Source organism: Fibrobacter sp. UWB3, from assembly GCF_002210405.1.
In the GTDB taxonomy this organism is placed as follows: Bacteria; Fibrobacterota; Fibrobacteria; order Fibrobacterales; family Fibrobacteraceae; genus Fibrobacter.
On record NZ_MWQJ01000008.1, the window covers coordinates 165,225 to 191,410 of the forward strand.

The window sequence follows — 26,186 nt, forward strand, 5'->3', positions numbered from 1 at the left end:
TTCTACTCCTTCCAGAACTGGGCTTTCTTTACAAGATTTTCTTGTTTTTCTTTCATGAAGTCCTTGATGTCCACGACCTTTTCGCGGGCGCAGGCGGCAACTTCACGCTTTGCTTCGGCAGTCTTTGCCTTGATCATTTCAAGCTGTTCCTTGATGCTTTCGGCGCGCTGCTTCATGAAGGATTCGTCTTTGACCTTCTTCTGCAAGTCAAACATGGCATCGAAGAAGGCTTCCGGACGCGGAGGGCAACCACCGATATACACATCCACCGGGATAATGTGGTCGATACCGGGCACCGTGCAGTAGCAGTCATAGAAACCGCCAGAGCTTGCGCATGCACCCATGGCAATGACCCAACGAGGTTCAGCCATCTGTTCGTAGATGCGCTTTAAGATCGGAGCCTGCTTATAAGTAATCGTACCTGCAACAAGCAGCACATCGGACTGACGCGGCGTAAAACGCACGTATTCAGAACCGATACGTGAAAGGTCGTAACGACCCACTTCCGTACTCATGAATTCGATTGCACAACAAGCCGTACCGTAAGGGAACGGCCACAAGGAATTGGAGCGCCCCCAGTTGACCAAAAAGTCAAGCGAGGACGTAATGATATTCGGCTTTTCTGCCTCATTACCCATAGGAGTTACCTCATAAAATTCGCGCCTAAAGATAGAAATTTAATAGTAGGAAGTAAGCTTCGGGAAGTAAGAAGTAAGCGATTGAACGAGGAATATAGACGGTAGGAAGTAAGAAGGACACCGTCATCCTGAGCAACGCGAAGGATCCAGTAAAATCATTGAACCGCGCTCAAACCAGTGTAAGAAAAATGTAATCATCAGGCTTTTCCGTCAATTATCACATTTCTAGTATTTTCTCAAAAAATGTTCTCATCTTAGTTCTCACAAATATTATATTAAGCACGTGGAAAACTATATCGACATTTACCAGTTTACGCACTTCCGCAAGTACTTGGAAGAATACCAGGCGGCCAGAGTCCAGTCCGACCCGGAATTCACCCGTACCGGAATCTGCAATATGCTCGGCCTCCCCAAGACGCGCAGCTACTTTGCCGATGTTCTCAGAGGGAAAAAGGTCAGCCCCCGCATGACAGCCAAGTTTATCGAAGTCCTCGGCCTCAACAAGAAGGCCGCCAAGTACTTCGAGACCATGGTGAAGCTCGACCAGGCAAAAACCGAAACGGCCCGTAGCGCCGCCATGGAAGAACTGTTGCACCTGCACCCCAATCCGCAGCATATCCTCGATTCGAACACTTACGAATACTATAATCACTGGTACCATAGCGCTATGTTTGCTATTCTTGATGCTATGGACGTTACAGATGACTTGACACCGGTACAAAAGAGAATCTTCCCGAAAATTCCACTCGGAAAGATTAAGGACTCGTTATCCCTTTTGGAAAAGTTGGGCCTCGCCCGCAAGAACGAAGCCGGTTTCTGGAAGCCGACCAAGGAATCCATCTCCAGCGGTCCGTACAACAATGCGGAACTCATCAAGCAGTACCAACTGCAATGTTTTGAACTTTCGAAGCAGGCGCTCATCACGCGCCCCAAGATGCCGACCGTCATGAGCACGCTCACGTTCAGCATATCGAACAACGCCTACAAGAAACTTGAATCCGAACTCCAGGAATTCAAGGCAAAGGCAAGACGCATCATCAGCGAGGACAATGAAAAGGCTAATGGTGTTTACCAGATGAACCTGCACCTGTTCTCTAACCTCGATCCGGAGGTTAACGCATGATGAATTTCAAGATTTTAAATACAGCAGGGATTTTCGCCCTCGCATCAATTTTCTCCGCCTGCTCCGACGAGAACCACGCCGGCGTACTCACGGAAACTGAATCCGGCACGACCATCGCAAGCGTCGTCATGGACGGAAACGGATCCCCGGTCGTAAGCGCAAAAGTAAGCCTTCTCTCGGCAAACCACGTCGCCGCCCGCATGGCCCCCATCAAGACCGCCACCACGGACGAAGACGGCAAGTACACCATCGACAGCGTCGCTGCCGGTGACTATGCCTTGCAGATCAGCAATACGGAACACACGCAGTCCGCCTACCAGACGCTCACAGTCAAAGACTCCAAGACCGACCTGCAGACGCTCAACGTCCCCGAAGCAAAGCTCGAAGAGAATGCAAGCCTCGAACTTGACCTCGGCACGTACGATCTTGACAAGGGCGACACGCTCTGCATCACAGGTACGCTCAACTGCACCGCAGTCAGCGAAAGCGACCTCAAGTCGGGAACCGTCAAGCTCAGTGAAATTCCGCCTGCAGAATTCACGAACATCATCCTCATTCGTGGCGCCGGCCGTGACACCTCGACGCGCAACGTCAAGTGGGACTTCACCCCTGGCGAAAAGCTCGAAGTCTCTTCAGAATTCGTAACGGTCACCGTTCCGGAAGAAGCCTTGAGCGCCGCAAAGAAGCTGAACGGCAACAAGACTCTTGAATCCATGATTGTTCCGGTAACGATCCCCACGAAGGTCAAGAACCCGGTTCTCATTGACAACAACGGAGACTCGCTCGCAGTCTTTAAAGCTGAAAACGATGCGGACTCGTCGCTTTACTTCACGGCAATTCCAAGCATTGACGTAGGTACATACAAATTCACAGTCGCATCAAGCGAATCCGTTTACAAGACTTCGGAAATTTCCAGAGTGTTTGCCGAATCCAAATCAGGTTCGTCCGTCACCGAAGGTGATTTCATGAATACATTCATCACGGATACGACAAGCAATAGCCTCGGCATCAGCTTCTGGATTGAAGAAGACGGCAGCAAAATTGCAGAAGGCGACTCTTTGATTATTGATTCAAAAGAAAACGATGTCACATACCGTCTGAGGGTAGGCGAAAAGCCAGAACAGCTCTGTGCCAACTTCTACAGAAGAGTTTCAAAGGACTCGACGTATACGGATTCGTTCCCTGAACTCGGTAACTCTTACTGCCACAATGTCTTGGACGGGGAACGCCATCACTACGCCATGTATATCAAGGCAAACCATGTCGTTATCGCCATTGACGGAAAGACCGTCGAAGACACCAAGATGAAAAACGCCTTCATCATATTCCCGGGCTTCGTCACAGGAAACCACAAGCTCAAGAACCTGACCGTTTTCTCGCTCAAGCAATCCGCAATCGCCCAAAGCGACGACAGCGGCTGGGAACGCCTGCAAGCCTGGCTCTCCGCCTACTACATGATGCAGAAGTAATCAACACTTCGTCATCCTGAACAACAGGCGCGTCATCCTAAACATTGATCCGTCATCCTGACGCCAACGGCGGAAGGATCCAGTAACATCAACCATTACGCCATGCCCCGCTCCGACGGGGCATCTCCTTTTCTAACGAAACACATTTTTCTATATTCCAACTTATGAAAGTTCTCGTTCACAACAGAGGTGTTTGCCTGGAATGCGCCGGTTGCGTCGGCGTGTGCCCCAAAATGGCGCTAGACATGTATGGTCTAGATTTGCAAATTGATCAGGAAAAGTGCATCAAGTGCGGTCTCTGCACAAGAGCATGCCCCGCAGGCGCCCTCAAAATCCAGGAGTTGAACGATGTTCTGTAATAACGAATACGATGTCGTCGTCATTGGCGCAGGTCCCGGCGGAAGCGTTGCCGCGAGGAATCTTTCCCGTGCAGGCCACAAGGTTCTCCTTCTCGAAAAGCGAGAGAAGATTGGCTACCCTGTACGCTGCGGAGAAGCAAGCACCAAGCTTTCAGACTTGCAGACTTACGGCCCGATTGACGAAGACTGCATCGAAACGATTATCAACGGACTTTATATTTACGGCCCGAACGGCGTGAACATCGACCTCGCGCAAAAGGGCACGGGCATCATGCTCAACCGCGAAAAGTTCGACCCGTGGCTCGCCCACCTCGCCGCAAACGACGGCGTGGAAGTCGTCACTCGCGCCCGTGCAGAATTTGTCGGAGATGTCGAAAGCGGAACCCGTCTCGTGCGCGTGAAGCTCGGCGAAGGCGCCGGCGAAACAACCGAAGAAGTCCGTGCCAAGATGGTCATTGCCGCAGACGGCGTGGAAAGCCGCATCGGGCGCCAAGTCGGGCTCGACTGCCTCCATAAACCCGCATTCACCTGCACAGGCGTCGACATTCAGGTGCAAGGCATTCTCACCAAGCCAGACTACCTCACGTTCTGGCAGGGTCACGATTTCATCAACGACGGCTACATCTGGAGTTTCCCGAAGGTCAAATCCAACGTCACGAACTTCGGCGCCGGATTCCTGATTTCGAACAATCACGGTTCAAACGTCTTGGACATCACGATGGAATGGCTCTACAAGCTCTTCCCGGGAGCGCAAATCAATCACGTTGTCGGAGGCGTCATTCCCGTTTCGAGCGTTCTCAAGGATTACACACTCGACCGCTTTGCCCTCGTTGGCGACGCCGCCCATCACACGAACCCGCTTACAGGAGGCGGCATCGCGGCCGCCATGCGCGCCGGACGGTTCTGTGCCCAGACCGTCCACGAGGGCTTCGAATGCGGTAACTTAAGCAAGGAATTCCTCAAGACGTACGAAAAGCGCTGCTACGATTACTTTGGTCGCATGCACGACTTTGAATACAAGTTCCGCAGATTCCTCTTGAACGTGAACAAGGACGAACAGACAGAACTCTACAAGGTTCTCCAGAACTTCGCAAAGCACGGCTGCAAAAAGCGCGCCTTCTTGCAAACGCCAGTTTCCTCTGCGAAAATGCTCTACAAGTTCCTCACGTTCAAGTAGCCAGCGCGTTTCCGCACATTCCGCGCACTTGCTACGCGCACTCATACATTCCGCGCGACCGCGCACTTGTAACGCATCAGCGCACTTGTCATGCCCCGCACTGATGTCTTTGACTACTTGCAGCTATGCTGCTTAGTAGTCATGATCCGCGTATGGGGAGGGCATCTCCTTTTCTAGCCAAAAGCCGGTTTAACCCGGCTTTTTTGCGATTTTATGCTACTAAATTGCAGTTTTCACAATTTTAGCAGCACGTTTTCTACTTTATCTGTAAAATTTTAATCTGCGTTCTGCAGTTTCATGCTACTAAATTCGTTTTTTTCAACTTTTTGTAGCACGCCAAACCCAAATAACCCCGAATTTTCACCCCAAACACTTAATTTATCTAAAAATTATGCTACTAAATTAAGGATTTTCGAGTTTTAGTAGCACGCTTTTTGCAAAAGCGCCCCTAAAAAAAAATCCCGCAGCACACGCCACGGGATTCTCGAAAAGACACATCTAATTAAAGATCAACAACTTCAGTCCAGCCGAACGGATCTTCAGCTTCACCGAACTGGATTGCCGTATACTTGTTGAAAAGTTCCGTGCAAACCGGACCCGGATTCTTGCCATCACCGTAAGTGAATTCCTTGCCTGCGACCGGATCCACAATCTTCTTGATCGGGGTAATCACGGCAGCCGTACCACATTCAGCCGTTTCGCTGAATTCAGCAAGTTCTTCGAACGGAACCTGGCGACGTTCCACAGTATAGCCAAGGTATTCAGCCAACTGCTGCAAGCTCTTGTTCGTAATAGACGGCAAGATGGATTCGGACTTCGGGGTCACGTAGGTCTTGCCCTTGATGCCGAAGAAGTTTGCCGGACCGCATTCGTCGATATACTTCTTTTCCTTAGCATCGAGATAAATCGTGCTGGAGTAACCGAGCTTCTTGGCTTCAGCAAGGGACTGGAGGCTAGCAGCGTAGTTGCCGCCGACCTTCACCGTACCCGTACCCTGCGGAGCAGCGCGGTCGTAGTTGCGGCTGATCATCATGTCCACCGGCTTGAACCCATCCTTGAAGTACGGACCCACCGGAGTCACAAACATCATGAGCAAATATTCATCAGCAGGCTTCACACCCACTTCCGGGCTCATACCAATCAGGAGCGGACGGATGTAGAGCGTTGCGCCATAACCATAAGGCGGAACAAAGCGCTTGTTCAATTTCACCACAGTGTGGACCATTTCGCGGAAAAGTTCAACCGGCGGAACAGCCATCAAAATACGGTTGGCCGTATTCTGCATACGCTTAGCGTTTTCTTCGACGCGGAAAATACGGACCTTGCCATCCTTGCCCGTGTAAGCCTTGAGGCCTTCAAAACCTTCCTGGCCGTAATGCAAGCAAGTAGCGGCCATATGGATGCTGATGTCCTTGGAAGAAGATACTTCAATCTTGCCCCATTCACCATTGCGGTAGTAGCAGCGGACATTGTAATCGGTATCGTAATAACCGAAGGGGAGCGTCTTCCAATCGACAGTATTCAAATCAACTTGCATAGTATTAACCTTTTTTGCAAATGTGCATATTTAAAGGTATCATTCGGTACCGCTTGAAAAATACAATTATAAACGCCCTTTTGGCATCCCTTGTACAAAAAAAAGTGAAAAAATGACCGCTAGTTTTTAGTCATCGGTCAATGGTCATTAGCCACCCGTCATCCTGAGGAGCCTGCGACGAAGGATCCAGTCAAGTCTCGGTATAAGACGGGGGACGACTCCCCCTCGCTTCAGCCTTGGCTCCGCCAAGTCTTACGCTACCCCTTCGAGCGGGCTTCATGCGCCAGCCCGCAACACCCGGCTTCAAGCTCCCGCTCCAAAGCATCAAACAAATCTTGCTGACGAATCACTTTTCCCTTTGCAATATCCGCTTCACTCTGAGCCAAAAGCGTTAAAAGCAATAAAGCATTTTGCATACAACCTCATCAAACAATATCAATTACAAAAATAGTCTCCTGCCACATAATAAACAAGAGTCCTCGCTTTGCAAATCATATCGCGCAAAATCACATTTTCGCCCCAAAAATCCCTCATCTCGACATTTTCTCTGCCATATCCGACCTAGAAATGATATATTATCTAAGTCGAATTACGCTTTGATGTAACAGGAAGGGGAACCCGAAATGAAAAACAGGATTTTTGCATTTAACGATGCGGCCACGTTTGAAAAAGAGCTGGCCCAGTTTAGCAACTGGTGCAAAGAAAACGGCTCGCCCACCGTATGTTTCCAAATCCATTCCGAAGAGTTGGACCCCGGAAAACTGAGACCCGTTTGGGAAACATTGGAACGAGTTTTCCCCAAGGTGCCGTGGTTCGGCAACTCCACCAGCGGAAACATCGTGGACTGCGAAAAGGCAAGCGAAATTTCCATATCCGCCATCATATTCGAAAAGCCGACAACAAAAATTCAAATTCACCAGTACGACTTTTTCAACAAGTCCATCCGCGACATCGCCCGCGAAATCGTGGAAGAAGCCAAGCAGAACCCCTGGGTAAAAGCAGTCGAAATCTACCACTGCATTTCGCCGTTTTCGACGACGAATCTTTGCGAAGGGCTCGACGCCCTGGATCCAAGCATCCAGATTTTTGGAGGCATCGTCTGCTCCCCCGACATCACAAGCCCGAATTCCTGCGTATTTTCATCAGTTGGCGGTTACAGCAAGACAGGCATTTTAGTTGTATTCTACGGCGGTCCGGAATTTCATGTGGAATCCCGCAAGATTAGCGGATGGAAGCCCATCGGACGCAACTTTCACGTCACCCGTTCCAAGGGCAACATCCTTTACGAATTGAGCAGCCTCCCCGCTTACGAAGTGTACAACAAGTACCTGAACATCAAAAACGACAACAACTTTTTCTACAACGCCCTTGAGTTTCCGATGCTCTACGAGCACAACGGAATTTCCATCGTGCGTGCTGCAGGCGCAAGCAATCCGGACGGGTCGCTCACCATGTCTTCGGATATCGACGAAGGTTCTATGGTCCGCCTCTCGTATGGCGAACCGCAACAGATTCTCGAAAAAATCAAAACCGAAAGCGAAAACGCCGAACTATTCGCCCCCGAAGTCATGCACATATTCTCTTGCGCAGCACGAAAGGCATTCTGGTCCAAGCACAAACCGACATACGAAATTACAGCGTTCAAGGGGCTCGCCTCCAGCACGGGATTTTTCTCGCATGGTGAATTCTTGCGCGAAAAGGGATTTTTAAACCAACATAACATCACGCTCGTCATTGCATCAATGCGCGAAGGCGCCATTACAAAACGGGGACACGCCAAAGGCGTCATTATCCCGGATGAGAAATCCACCCGTTTGCCGCTAGCCGCCCGCATGGCCACTTTCATTCGTGAAACCTCGTTCGAACTGGAACAGATTAATAGCAGGTTGCGCGTCATGAACGAACACCTGCAAGATGTCGCCACGACGGACAGCCTGACAGGACTCGAAAACAGGCTCGCATTCGATGCACTTCTAGAAACAATCAACCAGGAAGACTCCCAAGAAAATTCTTGGACCATGTTCTTGATGGACGTGAACGGCCTCAAATACGCAAACGACACCTTCGGCCACCAGGCCGGTGACGAATTGATCAAGGCCGCCGCCAAAGCCATCAAAAACACCTACGGCACCAACGGCAACTGCTTTAGAATCGGTGGCGACGAATTTGCCGTCATCACACGAGCGCCGCTAGATTCGCACTATCCGATGTATTCCATACTGCAAAAGAACATCAACGAATACAATAAAAAGGCGCTTTACCATCTGTCGATAGCTGTAGGCGCAAGCCGCCTGCGCAGCGATTCCGGAATTCGCAAGTCCATCAGCGACTGGAAAATGGAAGCCGACTTGAACATGTATCGCGACAAGGTGCGTTACCACAAGCCGGTCGAAAACGACGAAAACCAGAACCTCAAGGATTTGATTTCTTGCCTGATTTCAGTCGAAGAAGCCAAGGATTCCTATACGGCGCACCATTCTGAGCGTGTAAAAGCATATTCGGAATTGATTGCCCGTTTCTTAGGGCTTTCGGAAAGTTCAATATCGTTGATTACACATGCAGCACACTTGCACGATATTGGCAAAATTGGCATTCGCGACAATGTGCTCACCAAGCCGGGAAAACTTACCGATGAGGAGTTCGAAATCATCAAGCAGCATCCGGTCATCGGCGCAAAGATCCTGATGCAGTCCAACTATACACATGAACTTGTGCAAATTGTGCTGCACCACCACGAGCGTTATGACGGCCGCGGCTACCCGGAAGGTCTTAAAGGCGAAGACATCCCCATAGGCGCCCGCGTCATTGCCATCGCAGACTCAATAGACGCCATGACAAGCAAGCGCGTTTATCGTGACGCCATGTCGCTAGATTACTGCCGCAATGAAATCGAGAAGAATCTAGGCGTAATGTACGACCCCGCCATTGGCAAGGTCGTGTTGGAACATTGGAGCGAAATGGTCGATTCCCTATTGTCAATGCGTACCGGCCGCCCCAAAGTCGTTTAAAGACAAACAAACTCTATACCAAAACGGCTCCCGGTCAATCCCGAGAGCCGTTTGTATTATTTTCTATATTCGACTTATGAAGTTTCTCACACTACTCATTCTTTGCCCGTGCTTAATTTTCGCACAACTGATGCCCAAATATTCCAGCAACGAACACAATTTTACTTCCGTCTCTTCCACAATCAATAATAAATTCAACGAAACATCAACAGATAAAGAATTAGATAAAATTGAAGCAAGCAATCCCCAAAGCGACAGCATATCAAAAAAGAGATACGAAAAAAAAGCGTATGTCGATTCTTCAAAAATTATATACAGCCGAATAAAAGTTCCTCCATTTGTGTACGAATATTGTATGGGTCATGAAGATTATGATAAAAATCAATACCCCATGGGAAGCGGAGAAATCCTCAACATTTTAGAAAAAGATATCAAAGAACGAAATAAGCCTAACAGGTTCTATAAAACAGCAAGAATCCATAACTACATTGAAAGCTCTATTCTTATATCTTCAATATCATCATTTTTAGTCGGAGCCATTCTTTTAATAAACGATGTTAATGGCGGAAAATATCCGTTATGGGGAGGAATGATAACATTTCCTCTTAACAGTTTTGTTTATGGATTAATATGGCGAAGCATTTACCTAGAAGACGCCATCAACGAATACAACAAAAACTTAGCTTATTAGCAAAAAAATCTCCCGGAGCATTTCCGAGAGATTTTTAATTTATCAAATTATCGCTTATCGTTTGTCGCGATCAATCCATGCGCGTTCCGTCTTGCCGGTGTAAATCTGGCGCGGACGGTTAATCTTGCTCTGCGGATCGTCGTGCATTTCCTTCCAGTGGGCAATCCAGCCCGGCAAACGGCCAATCGCGAACATCACCGTAAGCATGTTCGTCGGGATGCCCATAGCGCGGTAGAGAATGCCGGAGTAGAAGTCCACATTCGGGTACAGCTTACGTTCGACAAAGTATTCGTCCTTGAGGGCGGCTTCTTCGAGCTTGATAGCCACATCCAAAAGCGGGTCGTGAACGTGTTCGCGTTCAAAGACCTGGTACATGAGCTTCTTGAGCACCTTGGCGCGCGGGTCGTAGCTCTTATAGACGCGGTGTCCAAAGCCAGAAAGACGGAACGGATCGTTCTTGTCCTTGGCCTTCGCCATCACCTGTTCAATCGTCATGCCGCTCTGCTGGATGCGGAGAAGCGTTTCGAGCACAGCCTGGTTTGCACCACCGTGGAGCGGGCCCCACAAGGCGCAAATGCCGGCGCAGATGCTTGCGTAAAGGTTAGCCTGAGAGCTGCCCACCATGCGAACGGTCGAAGTGGAGCAGTTCTGTTCGTGGTCAGCATGGACAATGAGGAGCGTGTTGAGCGCCTTTTCCATGATCGGATCCGGGTGGTACGGGCGAGCCTTACTGCTGAACATCATGTTGAGGAAGTTGCTGCAGTAGCTGCGTTCCGCTTCCGGGTACACGAACGGTTCACCGATACTTGCCTTGTAAGCAAATGCGGCAATCGTGCGGATCTTGGAAATGAGACCTGCGGTCGTGAGTTCGAATGCACTTGCGATATTTTCATCGTCATAGAAACGCGGCGTGAAAAGACCCACGGCGTTCACCACGGACGAGAGGATACCCATCGGGTGGGCTCCCGGCGGCATTTCGCGGAAAAAGTGCAGCAAATTTTCGTGCAACAGGGCGTTTTCCGTCAAAAGCGTGCGGAAATGGCTCAACTGTTCCTGATTCGGGAGTTCACCGTAAATCAGGAGCCAAGCGGTCTCCGGGAAAGTCGCCTTTTCTGCAAGATCTTCAATGGAGTATCCTCGGTAGCGCAGCACACCATGTTCGCCATCGACAAACGTGATAGAGCTTTTGGTGCTACCGGTGTTCAAGTAACCGTAGTCCAGCGTGACCAATCCAGTATCCTTGCGGAGTTTGCTTACATCAAGACCATGTTCGTTTTCAGTACCAGTTACAACGGGAAGTTCGTACTTCTTTCCGTCGTAATTCAGTATTGCTGTATCGGACATAAATCCTCCGTTTTGCGCGGCTTCGCCGCAGTTAGGCTTTCATCGCTACAACGCAATTATAGATATTTTCAAAGAGCTTGCCGAGCTTTTCGGTCGGGACAGCGCTGAATGCAACGCGGATAAGGCCAGAGAGCATGATCGTGCCAGTGCTGTAATCCTTGATGAGCTTCTGGCGGAGTTCTTCGGCGTCAACGCCCTTCGGCTTGATGCACATAAAGTAACCGCTGTTGCACGGCATCGGTTCAAAGGCGTCCTTGTATTCCGGATGAGCGGCGAACACCTGCTTGATGATGTCGTAACGCTTCTTGAGCGTTGCATACTTTTCGGCCTTCTGCTGAGCGTATTCGGCGCTCTGGTAAGCAGCGAGCAAAATCTTCTGGCTGATGGACGGAGCGTTAGAGATATTGCCACGGACCGTACCGGCAGCCTTGTCCTCGAGAGCCTTGAGCTGTGCTTCAGTTGCACCCTTGAAACCGAAGGACATAAAGCCAACGCGGAAGCCCCAAACGTAGTCTTCCTTGGTCGGACCGTCGAGCTTCACAGCGAGGAGGTTTTCGTGAGCGTCCACGAGCTTCACGAAGAGGGATTCCTTCGTCACGCCTTCTTCGTAGACGAGACCAAAGTAAGCATCGTCGAGGAGAGCCACGACCTTGTTACCGGCAGCAGCGCATTCCGTGAGGATCTTTGCGATTTCAACCGCTTCCTTTTCGGTAGCGGTGTAACCCGTCGGGTTGTTCGGGAAGTTAAGGAGCACGACCTTCTTGTCGGACTTGCTTGCAGCGAGGGCAGCCTTCAAGGCTTCCGTGTCAAAACCACCGTTCTTGAAGGTGTTGAAAGTCTTGATCTTTGCGCCACGGGCGTTTTCGAACACGAGTTCGTAGTTGTCCCAGTAGAGGTCCGGGATAATGACTTCGTCGTCCTTGTCGAGGAACATGTAACCAGCGCAGCTGATGGCATGCGTCAAAGCGGCCGTCACAACCGGGTTGCTGAAGTTCTTGGAAGCAAGCGTCGGGTTCTTCTTCACGACCTGGGCCTTCCATTCCTTGCGGAGGTCCGGGTTGCCGAAGCTCGGAGCATAGAGGAAAGACTGCTTCGGGAGATTGAGGGACTTGAGAACGCAATCCAAAACGAGCGGAGAGCCGTCATCTTCGAGAGCTGTACCGATTGTCGCATTGATGTCGGAGCCCTTGGCTTCGGCACCCTGGCCGAGAATACCCTTACGCGGGAAGAAAATGGCCTTGCCCTGTTCAGAGAGCATGTCAAGAACGCAGCAACCGTTAGCGGAGAGTTCTGCATTCAAAGCTTGAGCGAGAGGATTGTAGTTCATTCTCAATGTCCTGTTTTGAAATTTCCGCGGGGCAATTTAGAAAAATTGCAAGCCCCCCGCAAGATTAAAAGGACATCAAAAAAGCGGTTAATGAAAGATTCTTCGTCATCCTGAACGACAGTGAAGGATCCAGTCATTTTTTACAACTAGATATTACTCGTTTCTTCGGGCAATGCCCTCAGATTGACGCAATCAACCTTTACAATTATTGTAACAAATCAATCTTCGAACTTAGTTTTCATGATTTGTTCGACGGTTTCGCGGTTTTTCACGAAAGCATCGACCACTTCCGGGTCAAAGTGCGTACCACTTTCCTCGGTAATAATACGGAAAGCTTCGTCCACCGAGAAAGCCTTCTTGTACGGCCGTTCCGAAACAAGCGCGTCATACACATCTGCGACCGCCATAATGCGGGCCGAAAGCGGAATATCCTTGCCCTTCAAGCGCTCCGGATAGCCACGCGAGCCATCCCACCATTCGTGGTGGCTGTAGGCAATTTCCTTCGCCATCTTGAGGTAAGCCGTTTCGCCCAAGTTCTTCGATGCACGCACGAGCATATCACGGCCATAGACCGTGTGCTTTTTCATTTCAGCAAATTCTTCGTCAGTCAGCTTGCCCGGCTTATTCAAAATCACATCCGAAATATTGATCTTGCCAATATCATGGAGCGGAGCCGCCACAGCGATTGTCGAAACAAAAGCATCGTCAATTTCAGGTTCCTTGCCATCGCGCTGCAACTGTCGCGCAATCAGCTCAGCATAAGCCGCCGTACGGCGCACATGGCCACCCGTCGTCTCGTCGCGATTTTCCACCATATCGCCAAGCACCGTAATGATGTTCGTCTGGAGAGCCGCAATCGAGGCCGCCTGGTACTCGGACTTGTTGATGTACAAATCAATTTCTTCGACCGCCTTGATAATCGCCGAATGCAGATTCTCGATTTCGTTACCCGTCACCACTTCAAGACCCTTGATCTGGTTGATGGACTCACGGCGTCCCCTGCTACTGTCGTAGGCAAAGTTGTCCATTTCAAGCGTCATTTCGTGAATCGGGTAAACCACCTTGCGGTTTGCAATCAAGATAGCCGTAAACACAATCGCTAGCAAAAGTCCAAACAGCGTTGAGAAAATCTTCGTGCAGAACAGCACCACGCTAATGCGAATCGCGGCAAGGCTAAACTTGGTACAGACCGGATTCGGAGCCTCGGTACAGACAATCGAGACATCCCACTTGCCCGTCTCGTGCATGCCCGGCGTAATCGTCAAAATGCGCGGATGTTTGCCTTTGAGATCATGAATGTACTCGTGAAGCGTCGTCGAGTCCGCATTCTGGATAGCATCCGACACAAGCCTGTTCACCGATTCCGCCAAAAGCGTTGTTTCATGGATTTCCGCTTCGGAATACGTCTTGTAAGCGACCGCCGTAGCAACCACCGCAAGCGCAAAGCTCGACACGAACAAGAGAGCCGTCACCTGAGCCTTGAGCGTATGGATTTCGTTCTTAGAACGGTAGCGATCCTCATGCGAACGACCAGAAACAGAATCAAACTCCTTGGCAAACCAGCGTGGCGTCAAGCGAATCAGCACATAAGCCACGATAATCGAAATGGACTTATCCGGAATTTCCGTGCAGAAGTCCGCCAAAATCTGCGACAAGAGAACCGGAAGCCCGCCCTCATGCAGAGCCGTCGCAATCGGCGTCACCACATTCTCAGCAATCTTAAAGTCAAAAAGAAAGTACGAAAGCACCGAACATGGAATGCTCAAAATCATCAACATTCCAAGCAGCATCGGCAAACGAGAAACATGATGGAACGCCCCTCGCCTAGCAGCAATCCCAGCACATACGGCAATCATCACGTTAATCGTACCATAGTAGAAAGTCGAAGAATCGACAAAACCGCCAATGAAGTTCGTCAAGAATCCGACAATCGCCCCTGGGCTAAAGCCGCCAATTACAGCCACAACAATCGTGCCCACGCTATCCAAGTACAGCGGCAATTGGAAATAGATGGCCAAATCGGCAAGCAATCGGTTGATAACTATACCGATAACAATCAGGATTGTAATCTGAACGAGCTTATGAGCAGAAACAAAAGTTTTCACATTCTGTATATAGAATATTTTTTTGACATTTGCAAAAAAAAGAGTGATTTATTTAACAATTCTAGTTGGATTTTAGTGTAAAAAAATTTCAGCGCCCCCGAAGAGCCGCTGAAACCTTTTCCTCCTCAAGATTTCATTAAATGGTCTAGGGCTTTACAACTTCAAAGCCTTCATACACACCAAAGCCTTCAGAAGCACCAGGTTCAGATATGCCGAAATAATATTTTCCTTCAGGCAATCCATAAATGACCATGTATCCATTTTCATAGTCTTCTTCGGTCACTCTTTGACAAGGCGCATAATAATTCGGAACATCAGGATGCTCTCCAGCCATAAAATCTTCCGAATACACGCAAACCTTTAATTCAGCCCTTTCTTCAATATCCTTTTCCAGGCGTTCACCCCATTTCATTTTTTCACTCATATATTCATAGAATTTCAAAATCTTGAAAGGAGGATTCAAGCTTAATTTACCAGAATATACGGGTTCCAAAACAATCTTTTCTAATTCAGCAAACGGCACCTCATCAATCTTCAAGGCGGAAGCGTTCGCAAAACTAGAATAGACATTGGCTCCAAGGTTCATATCCGCCGAAAGCACTCGCAACTGGAGAGAACTGAACCGTTGCACACTCCCTTGCAAATACCAAAGATAAGCTACGCTATCTATATAAATATAACCATCCTTGTCTGTGGTGTATTGACATACGCCATCATCACAAGCAGAAGAACCTTCGTAAACCTTGGCGCCAACAACCGGTTTTCCCTGCGGATCAACCACCTGTACCCTCGTATTTATATACAAGCGAACAGTTTCCTTTTCTCCACAAGCCGGGACTGAATGATCTTCTTCGATTATAGGAGACGCCTTGGCCAACACATTAACCTCATCAACGTATAAAACCACTTTCTTTGCAGAACACGGATCTACAACATCAATACGTTGGTAAACGATTGACGTATCCAAATCAGCAAGGCGACCCAGCTGCACCACAGGCTTCCCTGTTTGCGTTTCGCTGTACGACGACGCCACATTGTCCTCACCACAAGCGGCAAGCAATCCAAGGCCAAGCATTGCAAGAGCAGCGCCCAACTTTGTAATTTTATTTGTAATCATAGTTATTCCTCCTCGTTTTTATTTTTTTAAATTCGTGAACAAGTGAATATTCAACTGGTGTACCCCAGTCGCCTCTTTCTTGTCTTGCGTAATAATCTTGCGCACCTTGGCTTTCAAATTCTGAATTTCCAAGGCAATTTCTTTATACGCATCGTCCGAAACGCTGAACGTAAACGTTCCCATGTCCGACGGATTATCGTCATCGGCAAGCAGCGCCTGCTTCGAAAGTTCAAAACACTGCAACTGGTATTGACGCACCAAATCGTTATTGTTGTAAGCCCCACTGCTCACCGAATCGCGCGAGCTTTTCCAAAAGCCGTCTTCGTTCTTGCGCACAAAGCCAATGCGTTCCAGCAATTCGAGCGAACGCTTCAAAGTCCCCACGGAGACCTTCGGGAAAATGCGTTTCTGAATCGGTTCAAGGTCATCCGAAACATCCATCACATCCAACGCCGTAAACAACACGCTATTATACCAGTGGTTGTAATACTCGTAGGCATCTTCGTTCAAGATGTGGTGCGGATCCGGATGCTGCTTGATGAGTTCATCAAAAAACGCATTGCGTTCCGTCGTCGTTTTCGCCTGGTCGAAATTCACCATCGTTTCAAAGTACTTGGCCTCTTTCTTATTGAGTCCAAGAACTTCCACGAACTTGGGAATCATGCGACCGGTCAGTTTTTTTCCTTTGACGATATCGTTATAGTAACTGCGAGTCTTGGGGAGGCCAAGCAAAGCGCATGCACCAGCCCTAGTAAATTCAGGGTCGGTCTGCACACGAGCCGCTTGATATTCATCCAAGTACTTGCGGAAATGAGTAAACTGGAATATGTCGATAAACTTGTCCATACCCTAAATGTACTCAATTTTTGACTCAAAGTCAATAGGCTAACGCAAATTTTTGAGATTTTTTTTGAGTACTTGTTTTTATGCTGAATGAATCAGCACTTCATCAATTTTTTAATCATTAAAGTACATCATGCGGGCGGGGCCCCAGCTCGGAGTTGCGAAGGCCGCACGGGCCCCTCCCTGCACCCTCCCCATCCTTGGCCGACGCTTTATTCTCTCGACGGCAAACATTAATTTCTTATACAGTTATTTTTCACGCATTTACTGAAAACATCAACGGCCTTTGAATTGGTCGACGAATTTGAGTTCGGTTTCTTTGGCGCCGTTGAGGTTCACAAGGCGTTCCGGCTCAAAGACCATTTCACGGGCAATCCCATCCTTGAGTTTTTCAACGCATTCAAGCATTTCTGCTGCCGATTGGCACGTCAAAAGCGCCTGCCGCACCGACATCGCAATATTGTCATCACCAGAGATCGTTCCGCCAGCATTGTCATCCCGGACTTGAGCCTGTCCCGGATTTATTCCGGGATGCCGGGATTGCCTATCCCCATCTAAACAAAAACCTTTGCACAGTCTTGCGGCGAGCTGTTTCATGCGCCCCATCGCATTCATTTCCGTTGCCCCGTCCTCAATCTTAAACTTGTAATAGAGCGGGAACACATCAAGTGCTTCTTGCGCGGTAATCACATGCTTTTCGCGACCTTCCCACGCATCCGCAATTTGTCCGAAAATCCACGGGTTATGCATCGCCCCGCGCCCAATGCTCACGCCCGAAACGCCGTAAGTATTAATGCGTTCGCGTGCGCATTCGACGCTATTCACATCGCCATTGCCAATCACGGGAATCTTTGCCGCAGCTGCAACTTTGCCAATCCAGTCCCAGTTCGCGAGGCCGTTATACCCCTGCAAACGCGTGCGACCATGAACCGTGAGCATTTCAACGCCCTCGCCCTCGGCAATTTTGAGCGTTTCCATCACGTTGATGCTATCGTCGTCCCAGCCTATACGGCACTTAAGCGTGAGCGGAATCTCCGGCGTCTTTGCGTCCAAAACCGCCTTCACGTCGTGCAGAATCTCTTGCAAGCGGGGCAAGTCCCGCAAAAGACCAGAACCGCTCCCCTTGCCCGCCACCTTCGGCGCCGGACACCCCGCATTCACTTCGATGAATTCCGGGTGGTAGCGTTCGGCAATCTTGCCTGCTGCCGCAGCCATACGGTCCGGGAAACGCCCAAAAATCTGGATGCCAAACGGGCGCTCTTCCGGAAAAAACTTCAGTTGCTTGTGACCATCCGGGTTGAATACGGCATCACCATCAGTCGGAACAAACTCCGAAACCAAAAGACCCATGCGGTCGCCCGAAAGTATGCGGCAAAGCCGCCTGAACGGAGCATCAGTCACTCCATCCATCGGACTTAAGATAGTATTGGGGAAAATCTCCTTGTTTCGGAGATTAAAACGGACCTTTTTAGGCAAATTATCAATCTTCAACATTTAAGTCACAACTATTCACAAATATTCCGCAATGTGAACCCGAAAAAGATATTTAATTTCGCTTTAACCATCACTCTAAGTCTATGTTAAACTTATATTTAGTGCGTGGCTAATATAACTAAACAATCTCTTATTCAGGAAATCGCCAAATCCACCGGATTTGTGCGCAATGATATTAAAATTGTTGTCGAACAGTTCCTCGACCTCCTCGGCGAGAAGCTTATCGAAGGCAATACTATTGAAATTCGCGGTTTCGGCACGTTCGCCTGCAAGCCCCGCAAGGCTCGCCCGGCGCGCAACCCCCGCACTGGCGAAACCGTTCTCATCGACGAACGTCTGGTCCCGACATTCAAGTTCAGCAACGACATTAAGGACAAGATCAATTCGCTCGAAGGTATCCTCGGCGAAGCATCCGTACAGCCGGAACTTGAAACCGAAAACGAAATCGTACACGTCAATAGCGACTACGATTCCATCTAAACGTACGTTGAACCTATTAACTCAGGCTACGCACACGCCTGATACGAAAGAGCCGGCTTGAACGCCGGCTTTTCTTTGTCATGCCCGCCGCAAAATTGTCATGCCCGCCACTGAGCGGGCATCTCCTTTATTACGACAGTGCAGCGACTTCTTCTTCGGTGAGGAATCGCCAACCGCCTTCGCCCAGCGTACGATCCAGAACAACCGGTCCAATCGCGATGCGTTCAAGCGTTTCGACGTGATTGCCAACCGCAGCGAACATACGGCGAACCTGGTGGTACAGTCCCTCGCCAATCGAGATATCCACCACATCTCCGTTCACTTCAATCTCACGAGCCTGCACCGGACGTCGTTCGTCCTTGAGCATCACGCCCGCCAAGAGTTCCGCCTTCTGCGCATCTGTAAACGGGCGTGCAAGCGTCACGCGATACTTTTTCCAAAATCCCTTCTTCGGGCTTTCGACCTTGTGAATAAAGTCACCTTGATTCGAGAGCAACAAGAGTCCCGAAGAATCCGCATCCAAGCGTCCGACGGACTGGATGCCCATTGCCGTAAAGCGTTCCGGCAGCAAATCGTACACAGGCTTGTGGTCACGGGCATTGTGGCTGCACTCCACATCCGTTGGCTTGAAAAGCATCACGTACAACTTCTCGACCGTCGGCGCTTCTTCGCCATTCACAGTGATGAACTCCGGACGCGTCTTGAATTCCATGAACGGGTCATCGAGAACCTTGCCGTCCAGCTCCACAAGGCCCATGCGCACTAACCCACGCGCATCCTTGCGACTGCCAAAGCCCATCGAAGCAAGCAAACGTTCCAAAGTCAAAACAGCCATCAGTCCTCCAAAATAAATTCAAGAATCCGTCTGCGGATAAAGCCGAGTTGCGGAAGTTCATTTGTTTTAATCACATGCGCACGACGGCGCCAAAAGCTAAGTGCCAAAATTCCAGCCAGCACAAGAGTTTCCAAAGTAAAGCAGAAAATGCGGAGCAACGTAATGCTCAAGCGAACCGAACCAACTGCGCGGAGTTCCTTCTCGTTCATCCAGTCCATTCTCAAGTCCCAATCGCCAACGTACGGGTACGCTTTCAAGAATCCGTTCGCCGCCGCGATATAGCCCATGGTCTGGTAATCCGAGCGGATGCCCTCGACAAAGCAATCGCTAAAGCGCACACGGAAGAGTGTAAGCACCGCCTTCAAAATTTTCAGAATGTACTTAAACGCCCTAGCATCAAAATCCGGAGTCAAAATAATGGTCCAAAATTCACGGTCCGAGAGTTTGCGTTTTTCCTTCTTCGGCTTTTTATCTTCGGCGAGCGTCTCGTTTTTTTCGGAATCGCGATTCTCGGATTCCGCGGCTTTTGCTTCAGACGAAACTTCAACAACCGACGAAGATTTTACTTCCACAGGATGCGCACTCTCGCTGCTTGCGCTAGACTTTACTAGATCCTTCGTTTCACTCAGGATGACATCAGAAGATTCTCGCTTTTCGGGGGTGTCTTCGGCTCGCAATGACGAATCCTGAGGATTTATAATTCCTAATTCAGTCCCTGCCGGAACATCCATCGGTTCCGTCTTGGGAGTTTCTGCAGGCTTTTTCGCAACAGCTTCAACCGGCGGCGCATTTCGTCTTTCGTCTTTCGTCTTTGGACAATCGCTTCGCTCTTGTCCCAAATGCTGATCTCGGTCATGCCCAAGCGAGCTTGGTCGCGACTCTCGATCTACGCATTTGTCGTCTCCTTCTACCGCCAGCTCCTTACTGCCAGCTTCTTCCTTCCACTTTTTTTCGTACTCGTAAATTTTCTTCTTGAAAAAAAAGAAAAGCGCCCGCACACCGCGCTCCCCGGCCTCGAAATCAATTCGAAAAGCAAACGGGAAAAGCAGTAGCACAAGCGCTACAACGAGAATTGCACAAAAAAGCCAGGAAAGAAAGCCCATTACTTTTCGGCTTCGTCAGCCTTCTTGCTGATAATATCGATCAATTCGGCAAAGCTCTTGTCTTTCAGGATTTTGCTGAACTGTTCCTTGTAGTTACGGGCCGTAGAAAGGTCATCGATGACCAAGTCCCAAGCCTTCCACTTGCCATTCACAAGCGTCATCTTGTATTCGAGCACCGATTCCTTGCCCTTGTTCCACAAGTGAGCGACAACGCGAGCATCGTCCGTACCCTTCATCTTGGCCGGTTCATAAATCGTGGAATCGGCGCGATAAAGTTCAAGGCGATTTGCACTGGAGTTGCGGACCATGCGCTGGAATTCCGTCACGAACTTCTGCTGGGAAGCTTCGTCCTGAGCCTTCCAGTCACTTGCGGCCAAAGACTTCTTAGCGAGCAAAGCAAAGTCAAAAGAATCATTCAAAAGGCTCTTGACGCGTTCAGTTTCCTTAGCGGTACGCTTGGACTTCTTGATGATGTTCTGCAATTCAACGTCCTTGCTTTTCACGACAGATACCGGATCTTCGGCAGCAAAAGACAAGAGCGAAGCACAGGCAATAGCGATCAAAATTTTCTTAAACATCTTTGGTTCTCCTCTTTTTTATTTAAAATACGAATTATACTTCTGGATAGACAAACCCATCTTTGCCACTAATCCGGCAAATTCGACGTTATATCGGCAAACGGCGAAATAATAATCTTTTTGCATGGAAATATTCTGCGTATAGGCCGAAACAAGCGCACTCGTTTGGGATTTATCGAGGTCGTATTTCATGGCTGCATCTTTCAATAGCGATTCTGTCGCACGCAGACTTTCGCGCAAAGCATCAAGCTTTTCTTTAGCCGCCACAACCTGATAATACTGTTCAACAGCTTTTGCGACAAGTCCATCCGAGGCATAGCTTTCTTTCAACTTAAGTCCACGATACTCCGTTCTCGCCTGTCGAAAATCTTCCCAGTTTTTCCAGAAGTTCAAGCGGTATTTTAAGCCAACGCCAATAAGTCCAGAAATACGGTTCACAGCATCCTGGGCAAATGCGTTTTTCTGCAACACGTTACGGTTACCCGCCCAGCTCTTCACGTATTCAAACTCACCCATGACAAAGAACTCAGGAGCAAGTTTTGCTTCAGCCAAGTCCATTTGGAATCGACGAGCACGTAAACCGGCCTCAAGCTGTTTCAACTCCGGATTATGCTTAACCGTCAATTCACGAACCTGCTCTTCTGTCGGCATCGTTTCCGTTCTCATGGCAAGCACGGTATCCTCAGCAACAAAAGAATCGCCCTCCGGTAAAGAAAGCGCAAAACGGATAGCAAGCTGCACACGCTTCATGCCGAGGTCAGCCTCGATCACGCCTTCCTTGACCGAATGCATTTTGGCTTTCAAATTCAGAAGATCCGTCTGCGAAACAGTCGGTTCGTCTTCATCCAAAGCTTCTTCGAGCTGATCATAAGCCTTGTCGACCCGCTTTTTGGCATCGGCGGCAAGACGCTTCATTTCAAGAGCAAGCAGGTAGTTGTAATAATAGGTCTGGAGCTCGACTTCTTTTTTGAGCGTAGAGTTTTCAATTTCAAACGTCTTTTGCTGCAGATCCGCTTCAAGAGCCAACTTGCCTGTTCGATACTGGCCCAAGTTCAACGGTTGGATAAACTTGGCTTCGACACCCCAGAAAGGCCCCATCCTGGAAAAATCGTACTTTTCGCCCTTTTCAACACCTAAGGTATCCCCAGATTGATTGAAATAGTAATCGTTATACTCTTTGAGACCCGGAGCAGGCCCAACCATCATCGACACATAAAAGGTCGGTAAAATAACTTCTGACTTGAGTGCGCCAATCTTATTTTTCTTGGCTTCGGTACCATAACGCAGTTCTTCCATCTGCGGGTCACTCGTAAGTCCCTGCTCTACAAAACGCAAGCAATCATAACGGACCTCGCCCGCCAAGGCGATCCCCGTCATTCCAAGAATAAAAATCAGATTCCTAATCACGACTAGAATTTAGAAAAAAGAATATACGGCCTACAACTCAAGATTTATTTTTATTTCAAAAAACGCACTCTTTAAATGGAGCAGTGATTCACTAAATCCCGATATTTCCTCACCACCCCTTCATAGTAAGAAGTCGGGAGCGGAGCATTCTTTTCAAGGAGCTTGTCGACAGCGGTATGGCCAAGGTTATAAGCCACTAGTGCCTCCCTCAAATTGCCATACTTTCCAATCAGGCGAATCAGGTAAGCAGAGCCAACAACCACGTTCACTTCCGGGCGCATCAAGTCGTCTTCACCTTCTATAACAAGCCCAAACCTGCGGCCAATCTTTTTCGCGGTTTCCAGTTTTATCTGCATCAAGCCGAGCGCACCCGAAAATTTTCCGGTCTGGAAACGTCCACGGGCAAGCGGGTTTCCACGGCTTTCCTGCGCGACAACAGCAAGAATAATCAATGGGTCCAAAGAATACGATTGTGAAATCTGCCACAAATGTTCTGCCAGAATACGGAAACTCACCTCGGAGATTCTATCACCAAGCATATATGTGAGCGCCTTTTCGATTTTCACGTAATCGAGCGTCCACTTGCCCACCACCTCCAAATGTTCCATATCATTATGGAGAATACGTTCCTGATAAGCAAGCTTTTCAAGTTTACGGCTATTGGAATACCATTCGCTCGCAAAAAAGAACAATACGGCGAAGCCTATGATAAACAGGACGCTTACGCTCATCGAAGAAAGACGAACGCTACTTTTCACGTCGATTCTTCTCCAAGTATTCTAGATACGAGACCCAATCCTGGATAGCGCCAAAAGAACTCAGCAAAGTCGTATCCTGCACAACGCCTAATTTACGCATCGGCCCAATTGCCGATTCCAAGCGGTCAATTTCGCGGATGTAGCGTGCCTTCTGGCTTTCGAGAGCCGTTATCTGAGCCTGTTTATCCGATATTTCACGGCCTTGCCCCACCACAATAACAAACAAGGTAACAGCCCAACCAATCAAGAACAAAGCAACAGAAATGGCAAAGCCAGGAGAAAGGCTAATCGACTTTTTCTCGTAATGCAAACCAACCAAATGAACTTGCTTCGAAAGCCCAGACTTGCGGTATTCCTCGCGGCTTCTATAAATTTCAAAGATGTTGCGATAACGTTCAAAATAAGCTTGCAGCTCTTCGCTATCGAACAACAAAATAAGGCTAGCCTTCTGCTGCTTGACCAAATTCAAAATTTCAAGGAACAAGCCACGATATGCTTCCGTCGTGAACCTTGCATTCTGGAGATTCACAAAGAAGAACACGCCTGGGCCACGCACAAGCATTTCAAGCTTTTCACGGACAGCCGAAAGCTGGTATTCGCCTAGAATGCCGTACAACGAAATTTCGACTTCTTCGCCGCGATCTTCTACCTGGATGTCGATCAAGTCCGCACGCACAAGTTACCTCTTCGTCACCGACACAGAAATCTTGAACGCCTTGCGGTCAAGCACGTTGAACGGAGCATTCCAGAACGGGAACACGCGAATGCCTTGGAACGCCTGCGGAGCTGCAGTTGAAGTTGCTCCAAAGATGGAGCCGATAAAGATAGACGTCGGACGATCAAACGCCATGCGGAACACGCAACCAGCCTTTTCATCGCGAATTTCAAGCGACTGGCCATCCGGATACAAAAGCGGCTCCACCATATTCCACTTGACATTTTTGCCGTCAATCCAGACTTTGTTGACATCGCCATGAGACAAAAGCCCAAGCTCGAGAATCGTCCCGAAATAGCCCTTCGTGTTCACATACGCAAGATTGTCTATCGCATACGAAACGGTAAACTTGGCAGCGTCGCCCTGGAACGTAAAGACTTTCTTTATTTTGAACAAAGCCTTGCGCTCTTCATTGTCAAAGCCCTGTTCCTCGTCTAACATAATCTCGGTGCCGACATCGGAACGCAAAATACGATAGTCATACGGGTCTGCAAGCAAGTGCTTACGGTCGTAGAGCATCTGCTCCAGCTTGACCGGCGTAAAGTCCACATTCGGCACAAGGCAATCCAAGAAGGCAAACGAAGGTTCGCCGTCATCGCGCCAAGAGTTCACGAGATTCGTCTTTGCACCCTTGTAATTCCATACACGGAGCGCACCGCCAATGCGGTAATCGAGCAAGTAAGACGATTCCGGATTTTCGCAAAAGAGAACTTTTTTGCCACGGAGCAAAAAATCGCACACATCCACGCGAAGCCCAGAGAATCCAGTAAGGTCATCGAGAACTTGCGAAGCAGAAAGCAACATGCGGTTCGAGCGCTTGCGTACCATCATGGAACGCATGCCCGAGCGATTGTGCATATCCCTAAAATAAAGCGGAGCCATCGCCGGCAAAAGCGCATGGCAGAATTCGAGCCATTTCTTGCCCGAAAGCACACTGCGAGCTCTCCTGTACAAATTCAGGAAAGACTTGTGGTGCATATTGATCTCTGGACGGCGAATCAAAAGTTCACGACAAGTTCGCGCCGTCGAAGGCAGCCCTAGCCTGCGGCCCGCCGAAACAAGGAAACTAATCGTACCGCAAGTTTCCAGCTGATCTACAGCAAAACCAACGGTTCTAGTCTGAACCTCATTCATCTCGACAAAGTCTACAAAGCGCCCAAAGAAATTGACTATTTCTTCAGGCTCCGACGGAATATCCAAAAGCGCAATAGCAGACTTTCCATCACGGCAATATTGTTCCGCTACAGAACGCCAAGAAAGATTATCTTCTGCAATCGCCTTCGAAAGAACCTCGGACACAGGGACAATGCGAATAAGTGCACCACGGTCTTCAAGCGTAAACCAGCCTGATACCGGTGTCGAACGGCCAAGAGCATCTTGCACAGCCGATTCTGTCACAAGCGCATAATCAAAACGGGAACGCTCCAGAACATCGGCCATACCCGGCTCCCACACCAGCGAGGAATTGAAATATCCCTGCGGTTCTGCGCCAAGCACCTTCTTCAAGTAGTCGCGATGCAACTCCAACTGCATCGTCTGCAAATCTTCCGGAAAAAGCGGAAGCATAGGATCGTAATAGCCACCGCCTAAAAATTCGAGAACCCCATTGCGAATCGCATTCTGAATTTTGCCGAACATCAACGGCTTTGCCACATTGTAAAGCGCCTCAATCACAGGCCCATCCAAGAAGATGGAGCACTTTACCTGTTCCGAATTCAGAAGAACATTCAACCCTTCGAGCAAGTTACGCGCGACCGCCTCAAGGTTTTCATACGAGGTCGATGGCGACATCTGCAATACAAAGGATATTCTAGGATTCATGCGACAAAGAATAGCAATTTTAGTTAGTAGTTATTAGTTATTAGTCACTAGAAATTGCTGAAACCAAGATATTTTCAGCAGGTCTATTTAGAATAAAATAAAAAATATCGAGAGTGGCGATGCCGGATCGGAGTCCGGCATGACAGCGCACCACGGGATTCGCGGGAGCTCCTGCGCGATTCGTGGAAGCGGCGGGCGGGATAAAAAAGAAAAAGCCCCGCCCGACGTGTTGCGTCAGGCGGGGCGTGAATCCAGCG

Annotated in this window: 24 protein-coding genes; 7 read left to right on the plus strand and 17 right to left on the minus strand. The window is 49.1% G+C overall.

The window, feature by feature from the left end:
- Nucleotides 1–2 precede the first annotated feature (2 nt).
- Nucleotides 3–638 carry an NADH-quinone oxidoreductase subunit B gene (locus tag B7991_RS10460; RefSeq protein ID WP_088630774.1) on the minus strand — a complete coding sequence of 212 codons (636 nt, stop codon included), beginning with the start codon at nt 636–638 and terminating at the stop codon, nt 3–5.
- A gap of 283 nt (nt 639–921) precedes the next feature.
- Here B7991_RS10460 and B7991_RS10465 point away from each other — a divergent pair, with 283 nt between their 5' ends.
- The 4 genes from B7991_RS10465 (at nt 922) to B7991_RS10480 (ending at nt 4,766) form a co-directional block, all read left to right on the plus strand.
- Nucleotides 922–1,761 (plus strand): TIGR02147 family protein, encoded by an 840-nt coding sequence (locus B7991_RS10465; protein ID WP_088630775.1) that lies wholly within the window; start codon nt 922–924, stop codon nt 1,759–1,761.
- Complete coding sequence (locus B7991_RS10470) at nt 1,758–3,230, plus strand: carboxypeptidase-like regulatory domain-containing protein (protein WP_088630776.1); 1,473 nt, start codon at nt 1,758–1,760, stop codon at nt 3,228–3,230. The genes B7991_RS10465 and B7991_RS10470 overlap by 4 nt, the downstream gene beginning before the upstream one ends.
- A 164-nt stretch (nt 3,231–3,394) precedes the next feature.
- Entirely contained in the window at nt 3,395–3,589 is a 195-nt protein-coding gene (locus B7991_RS10475; RefSeq protein ID WP_014546771.1) for a 4Fe-4S binding protein, read from the plus strand.
- The gene (locus B7991_RS10480; RefSeq protein WP_088630777.1) at nt 3,579–4,766 is read left to right on the plus strand and encodes an NAD(P)/FAD-dependent oxidoreductase; all 1,188 of its coding nucleotides are present in this window, start codon (nt 3,579–3,581) and stop codon (nt 4,764–4,766) included. Before B7991_RS10475 ends, B7991_RS10480 begins: the two co-directional genes overlap by 11 nt.
- Nucleotides 4,767–5,268: 502 nt before the next feature.
- Here B7991_RS10480 and B7991_RS10485 read toward each other — a convergent pair.
- Both B7991_RS10485 and B7991_RS14865 read right to left on the minus strand, forming a co-directional pair.
- Complete coding sequence (locus B7991_RS10485) at nt 5,269–6,333, minus strand: branched-chain amino acid aminotransferase (protein ID WP_254917943.1); 1,065 nt, start codon at nt 6,331–6,333, stop codon at nt 5,269–5,271.
- 227 nt (nt 6,334–6,560) lie between these two features.
- The gene (locus B7991_RS14865; protein WP_176421798.1) at nt 6,561–6,719 is read right to left on the minus strand and encodes a hypothetical protein; all 159 of its coding nucleotides are present in this window, start codon (nt 6,717–6,719) and stop codon (nt 6,561–6,563) included.
- A 207-nt stretch (nt 6,720–6,926) separates the two neighbouring features.
- On the opposite strand from B7991_RS14865, the gene B7991_RS10490 reads away from it, so the two are divergent.
- Nucleotides 6,927–9,311 (plus strand): HD domain-containing phosphohydrolase, encoded by a 2,385-nt coding sequence (locus tag B7991_RS10490; protein WP_088630779.1) that lies wholly within the window; start codon nt 6,927–6,929, stop codon nt 9,309–9,311.
- Between the two features lie 76 nt (nt 9,312–9,387).
- Nucleotides 9,388–10,002 carry a hypothetical protein gene (locus B7991_RS10495; RefSeq protein ID WP_088630780.1) on the plus strand — a complete coding sequence of 205 codons (615 nt, stop codon included), beginning with the start codon at nt 9,388–9,390 and terminating at the stop codon, nt 10,000–10,002.
- A gap of 54 nt (nt 10,003–10,056) precedes the next feature.
- Here the strand turns inward: B7991_RS10495 and B7991_RS10500 are convergent, their stop codons facing one another.
- From B7991_RS10500 to B7991_RS10525, 6 genes are all read right to left on the minus strand, one after another.
- Nucleotides 10,057–11,346: a citrate synthase gene (locus B7991_RS10500; protein WP_088630781.1), complete on the minus strand. Its 1,290-nt coding sequence runs from the start codon at nt 11,344–11,346 to the stop codon at nt 10,057–10,059.
- Between the two features lie 31 nt (nt 11,347–11,377).
- Nucleotides 11,378–12,673: an aminotransferase class I/II-fold pyridoxal phosphate-dependent enzyme gene (locus tag B7991_RS10505; protein WP_088630782.1), complete on the minus strand. Its 1,296-nt coding sequence runs from the start codon at nt 12,671–12,673 to the stop codon at nt 11,378–11,380.
- 218 nt (nt 12,674–12,891) lie between these two features.
- Complete coding sequence (locus B7991_RS10510; protein WP_088630783.1) at nt 12,892–14,778, minus strand: HD domain-containing phosphohydrolase; 1,887 nt, start codon at nt 14,776–14,778, stop codon at nt 12,892–12,894.
- A 145-nt stretch (nt 14,779–14,923) separates the two neighbouring features.
- Nucleotides 14,924–15,895, minus strand: a complete 972-nt coding sequence (locus B7991_RS10515; RefSeq protein ID WP_088630784.1) for a hypothetical protein — start codon at nt 15,893–15,895, stop codon at nt 14,924–14,926.
- 18 nt (nt 15,896–15,913) lie between these two features.
- Nucleotides 15,914–16,741 (minus strand): TIGR02147 family protein, encoded by an 828-nt coding sequence (locus B7991_RS10520; RefSeq protein ID WP_014545434.1) that lies wholly within the window; start codon nt 16,739–16,741, stop codon nt 15,914–15,916.
- A gap of 273 nt (nt 16,742–17,014) precedes the next feature.
- Nucleotides 17,015–18,232 (minus strand): tRNA-dihydrouridine synthase, encoded by a 1,218-nt coding sequence (locus B7991_RS10525; RefSeq protein WP_088630785.1) that lies wholly within the window; start codon nt 18,230–18,232, stop codon nt 17,015–17,017.
- 105 nt (nt 18,233–18,337) lie between these two features.
- Between B7991_RS10525 and B7991_RS10530 the strand changes: the two genes are divergently transcribed.
- A complete protein-coding gene (locus tag B7991_RS10530) occupies nt 18,338–18,712 on the plus strand; it encodes an HU family DNA-binding protein (protein ID WP_088630786.1) in 375 nt (124 codons plus the stop codon).
- Between the two features lie 130 nt (nt 18,713–18,842).
- On the opposite strand, the gene B7991_RS10535 is transcribed toward B7991_RS10530, so the two are convergent.
- The 8 genes from B7991_RS10535 to B7991_RS15005 all read right to left on the minus strand — a co-directional run.
- Entirely contained in the window at nt 18,843–19,547 is a 705-nt protein-coding gene (locus B7991_RS10535; RefSeq protein WP_088630787.1) for a pseudouridine synthase, read from the minus strand.
- Complete coding sequence (locus tag B7991_RS10540) at nt 19,547–20,650, minus strand: hypothetical protein (protein WP_254917940.1); 1,104 nt, start codon at nt 20,648–20,650, stop codon at nt 19,547–19,549. The genes B7991_RS10535 and B7991_RS10540 overlap by 1 nt, the downstream gene beginning before the upstream one ends.
- Nucleotides 20,650–21,228, minus strand: a complete 579-nt coding sequence (locus B7991_RS10545; RefSeq protein WP_088630788.1) for a phospholipid-binding protein MlaC — start codon at nt 21,226–21,228, stop codon at nt 20,650–20,652. The genes B7991_RS10540 and B7991_RS10545 overlap by 1 nt, the downstream gene beginning before the upstream one ends.
- An 18-nt stretch (nt 21,229–21,246) precedes the next feature.
- Nucleotides 21,247–22,635, minus strand: a complete 1,389-nt coding sequence (locus B7991_RS10550) for a TolC family protein (RefSeq protein ID WP_235002890.1) — start codon at nt 22,633–22,635, stop codon at nt 21,247–21,249.
- Between the two features lie 71 nt (nt 22,636–22,706).
- Nucleotides 22,707–23,393, minus strand: a complete 687-nt coding sequence (locus B7991_RS10555) for a lytic transglycosylase domain-containing protein (protein WP_088630790.1) — start codon at nt 23,391–23,393, stop codon at nt 22,707–22,709.
- The gene (locus B7991_RS10560; protein ID WP_088630791.1) at nt 23,383–24,069 is read right to left on the minus strand and encodes a hypothetical protein; all 687 of its coding nucleotides are present in this window, start codon (nt 24,067–24,069) and stop codon (nt 23,383–23,385) included. The genes B7991_RS10555 and B7991_RS10560 overlap by 11 nt, the downstream gene beginning before the upstream one ends.
- Nucleotides 24,070–24,072: 3 nt before the next feature.
- Complete coding sequence (locus B7991_RS10565; protein ID WP_088630792.1) at nt 24,073–25,929, minus strand: glycoside hydrolase; 1,857 nt, start codon at nt 25,927–25,929, stop codon at nt 24,073–24,075.
- 40 nt (nt 25,930–25,969) lie between these two features.
- On the minus strand, nt 25,970–26,186 hold a 217-nt coding region (locus B7991_RS15005; RefSeq protein ID WP_217898059.1), incomplete at its 5' end, for a hypothetical protein.

Coding starts and splice junctions, on each gene's coding strand:
- B7991_RS10495 (WP_088630780.1), top strand. CDS start 9,388: ATGAAGTTTCTCACACTACTCATTCTTTGCCCGTGCTTAATTTTCGCA.
- B7991_RS10470 (WP_088630776.1), top strand. CDS start 1,758: ATGATGAATTTCAAGATTTTAAATACAGCAGGGATTTTCGCCCTCGCA.
- B7991_RS14865 (WP_176421798.1), bottom strand. CDS start 6,719: ATGCAAAATGCTTTATTGCTTTTAACGCTTTTGGCTCAGAGTGAAGCG.
- B7991_RS10535 (WP_088630787.1), bottom strand. CDS start 19,547: ATGGCTGTTTTGACTTTGGAACGTTTGCTTGCTTCGATGGGCTTTGGC.
- B7991_RS10480 (WP_088630777.1), top strand. CDS start 3,579: ATGTTCTGTAATAACGAATACGATGTCGTCGTCATTGGCGCAGGTCCC.
- B7991_RS10565 (WP_088630792.1), bottom strand. CDS start 25,929: ATGAATCCTAGAATATCCTTTGTATTGCAGATGTCGCCATCGACCTCG.
- B7991_RS10525 (WP_088630785.1), bottom strand. CDS start 18,232: ATGTTGAAGATTGATAATTTGCCTAAAAAGGTCCGTTTTAATCTCCGA.
- B7991_RS10520 (WP_014545434.1), bottom strand. CDS start 16,741: ATGGACAAGTTTATCGACATATTCCAGTTTACTCATTTCCGCAAGTAC.
- B7991_RS10540 (WP_254917940.1), bottom strand. CDS start 20,650: ATGGGCTTTCTTTCCTGGCTTTTTTGTGCAATTCTCGTTGTAGCGCTT.
- B7991_RS10475 (WP_014546771.1), top strand. CDS start 3,395: ATGAAAGTTCTCGTTCACAACAGAGGTGTTTGCCTGGAATGCGCCGGT.
- B7991_RS10460 (WP_088630774.1), bottom strand. CDS start 638: ATGGGTAATGAGGCAGAAAAGCCGAATATCATTACGTCCTCGCTTGAC.
- B7991_RS10490 (WP_088630779.1), top strand. CDS start 6,927: ATGAAAAACAGGATTTTTGCATTTAACGATGCGGCCACGTTTGAAAAA.
- B7991_RS10545 (WP_088630788.1), bottom strand. CDS start 21,228: ATGTTTAAGAAAATTTTGATCGCTATTGCCTGTGCTTCGCTCTTGTCT.
- B7991_RS10505 (WP_088630782.1), bottom strand. CDS start 12,673: ATGAACTACAATCCTCTCGCTCAAGCTTTGAATGCAGAACTCTCCGCT.
- B7991_RS10515 (WP_088630784.1), bottom strand. CDS start 15,895: ATGATTACAAATAAAATTACAAAGTTGGGCGCTGCTCTTGCAATGCTT.
- B7991_RS10500 (WP_088630781.1), bottom strand. CDS start 11,346: ATGTCCGATACAGCAATACTGAATTACGACGGAAAGAAGTACGAACTT.